General features: G+C 70.7%; 3 protein-coding genes and 1 pseudogene. 3 read left to right on the forward strand and 1 reads right to left on the reverse strand.

Translation table 11 applies throughout. The features are described from left to right. The 3 genes and pseudogenes from PUR61_RS00125 to PUR61_RS00135 all read left to right on the forward strand — a co-directional run. Window positions 1-250 (forward strand): annotated as a pseudogene (locus tag PUR61_RS00125) (ABC transporter permease); the annotation flags it as partial. Window positions 251-385: 135 nt separating this feature from the next. Further along, window positions 386-1,198: a DeoR/GlpR family DNA-binding transcription regulator gene (locus PUR61_RS00130; protein WP_329874333.1), complete on the forward strand. Its 813-nt coding sequence runs from the start codon at window positions 386-388 to the stop codon at window positions 1,196-1,198. A 507-nt stretch (window positions 1,199-1,705) separates the two neighbouring features. Beyond that, a complete protein-coding gene (locus tag PUR61_RS00135; RefSeq protein ID WP_329874335.1) occupies window positions 1,706-1,972 on the forward strand; it encodes a hypothetical protein in 267 nt (88 codons plus the stop codon). A 65-nt stretch (window positions 1,973-2,037) separates the two neighbouring features. Here the strand turns inward: PUR61_RS00135 and PUR61_RS00140 are convergent. After that, the coding region (locus tag PUR61_RS00140) for an FAD-dependent oxidoreductase (RefSeq protein ID WP_329874337.1) at window positions 2,038-2,516 on the reverse strand (479 nt) is incomplete at its 5' end.

Below are 2,516 nucleotides of genomic sequence, written 5' to 3' on the forward strand. Positions count from 1 at the left end.
CGGCAGCGAAGGCCTCGAACTCAAGGCCATCACCGCCGCCGCCCTCGGCGGCGCCGCCCTCAAGGGCGGCAAGGGCGGCATCGGCGGCACCCTCCTCGCCGTCGCCCTCCTCGGCTGCCTCGAAAACGGCCTCACCGTCCAAGGCATCAACTCCTTCTGGCAGAACGTCGCCCAAGGAGCCCTCCTCGTCGCCGCCGTCGTCATCCAGCAACGCCGCAACGGCGAACGCGCCGTCGGACTCCCCGCCTGACGCGTGAGGCATGAACTCCTGTCCCACACAAGACAGTTCCGTTATTGTTACATGCTCAACACCGGGGGGACGGCGGCACCGAGCCGCCGGTAGGCACCCGAGAACCCGCCAGCCGAAACGGCCGCCCAACGCGGCATGATGAGTCGGAGTGAGATCGTGGACGACACGGGGCTGCTGGCACCGCAGCGAAGAGCACTCATCCTCGACCGCGTGCGCCGCGACGGATCCGTACGGGTGGCAGAGCTCGCCGACCGGTTCGGCGTCTCCGACATGACCGTGCGCCGGGACCTGGAAGTCCTGGCCCGCACCGGTGCGATCGAGAAGACCTACGGCGGAGCCGTCGTCAGCACGCTCCTGGAAGAACCCGCCTTCGAGGCGAAGTCCCAGTGGGAACCGTCAGCCAAGGAGGCCCTGGCGCGCGCCGCCGCGGCTCTCGTCGAGCCCGGAAGCGTCGTCGCGGTCGGGGCGGGGACGACTACGTTCGCCGTGGCCCGGCACCTGCTCGACATCCCCGATATCACCCTGGTGACCAACTCCCTCCCGGTCGCCAACCTGGTCCGCACCGCCACGGAGAAGTCCGGCAGCGCACCCGCTCTGCTGCTCACCGGGGGAACGCCCACCCCGTCGGCCGCGCTCGTCGGCCCGCTGGCCGACCAGACGATCAGGTCCCTGCACGTGGACGTCCTGATCATCGGGGCGCACGGGATCTCGGAACGGGCCGGGCTCACCACCCCCAACCTGGCGGAGGCGCAGACCAACCGGGCACTGATCGCCTCGGCACACGAGGTGGTCGTCGTCGCCGACCACAGCAAGTGGAACATCGTCGGCCTCAGCGCCTTCGCAAGCCTGTCGGAGATCCACTACTTCGTCACCGACGGTGAACTGGACCCGGCCGCACAGCTGGTGCTGAACGAGACCACCGGTCGACTCGTCCTCGCACAGATCTGACGGGGCCGTCGCGTAGGCCCTGACCTGAATGGTCGGTATCTCCCCCTCATCCGGGCCGGAATCAGACGGCGCCTCCGAGCCAAGGGAACCGCGCGCGGCAGCCCGCATCGTGCTTCACGCCATCAACGGCATCGGAGCCGGTCACCTGGCCCGCCAGACCGCGCTGGCCCGCCACCTGCGGGCGCGACAACCCGGTTTGGACCCGGTCATCCTCGGTTCCGGCCCCGCCGTGGACGAGGTCTGTGGCGAAGTACCGGTGATCGAGGTCCCCTCGATGGGACGAACGGGGCGGTACCGCAGCGAACCGGCCCGCCCCGACATGCTGGCCGCCATCACGGCGTTGACGCACGCGGCACTCGCGGGCCTGCGGCCCAGGGTGGTCGTCCACGACACCCCAGTCCCAACCCGGACGGCAGAGCGGACGGCGGCAACGGGTCCTACGGCCGCATCGGACTGCCCCGCGCGCGCTTCGACGCGCTCGGCGGGTACGACGAGCAACTGCTCCCGATGGGCTGCCAGGACCTCGACCTGATGAACCGGGCCAAGGCCCGCGGAACGCGCGTCGTCCGAGCATCCCAGCAGGCGCCGTTCGCCATTCGCAACACGGATGCCGACAAGGTCCGGCACACCGGAAGTCCCCTGAGCTGGCACGACATGTGGCAGCAGAACATCCGCCGGACCGAGGAGAACCTGCGTGCCGGCCGACTCACGGTGAACCACGGCCGCACCCCCGTCCAGGTCCTGCTCAACTTCACCCGGTCGGTGGAAGTCTGACCCCGGTCCGGCGACGCACCCAGCCGTGCGGCACGCCGGCGGCGGGCGCCGGCACGGGACCGCGCTCACTGATCACTCGAACCTGCGGCGAAGGCTCGTAGCAGGGTGTTGCGGCCGTGGGGCGGAACCGACCACAGGGCGTGTCCTCGCAGGCCCCAGCCGTGTAGGAGGCTGTTCGCGGCGGCAAAGCCGGTGGTGGCTGCGCGTTCCATGAGGGCGGTGGGCAGGGGGCATCGGACCGCGTCGCCGGCGAGGACGAGTCGGGGATACCGGGTTCGGGTCCGTGGACGTCGCGCGTGTGAGCCGACGGCGAAGAGCGGGCAGTCGGCGTGCCATGCGTGGCGGCTGTCGACGACGCGGGCGTTCGCCGTCTCGGGGTAGAGCAGCCGGCTCTGGGCGAGGACCTGATCCTGTACGGCGGTGCGGTCGGCCGAGGGGTCGACGGCGTAGGCGTGGAGTTCGAGGACCGAACCGCCGGTGCGGGCGGCCCAGCGCGCGGCCTGTCCCTCCCATCGTTCGACGACGCTGACGTTGTCCAGCGGGC

The organism is Streptomyces sp. BE20 (assembly GCF_036322525.1).
In the GTDB taxonomy this organism is placed as follows: Bacteria; Actinomycetota; Actinomycetes; order Streptomycetales; family Streptomycetaceae; genus Kitasatospora.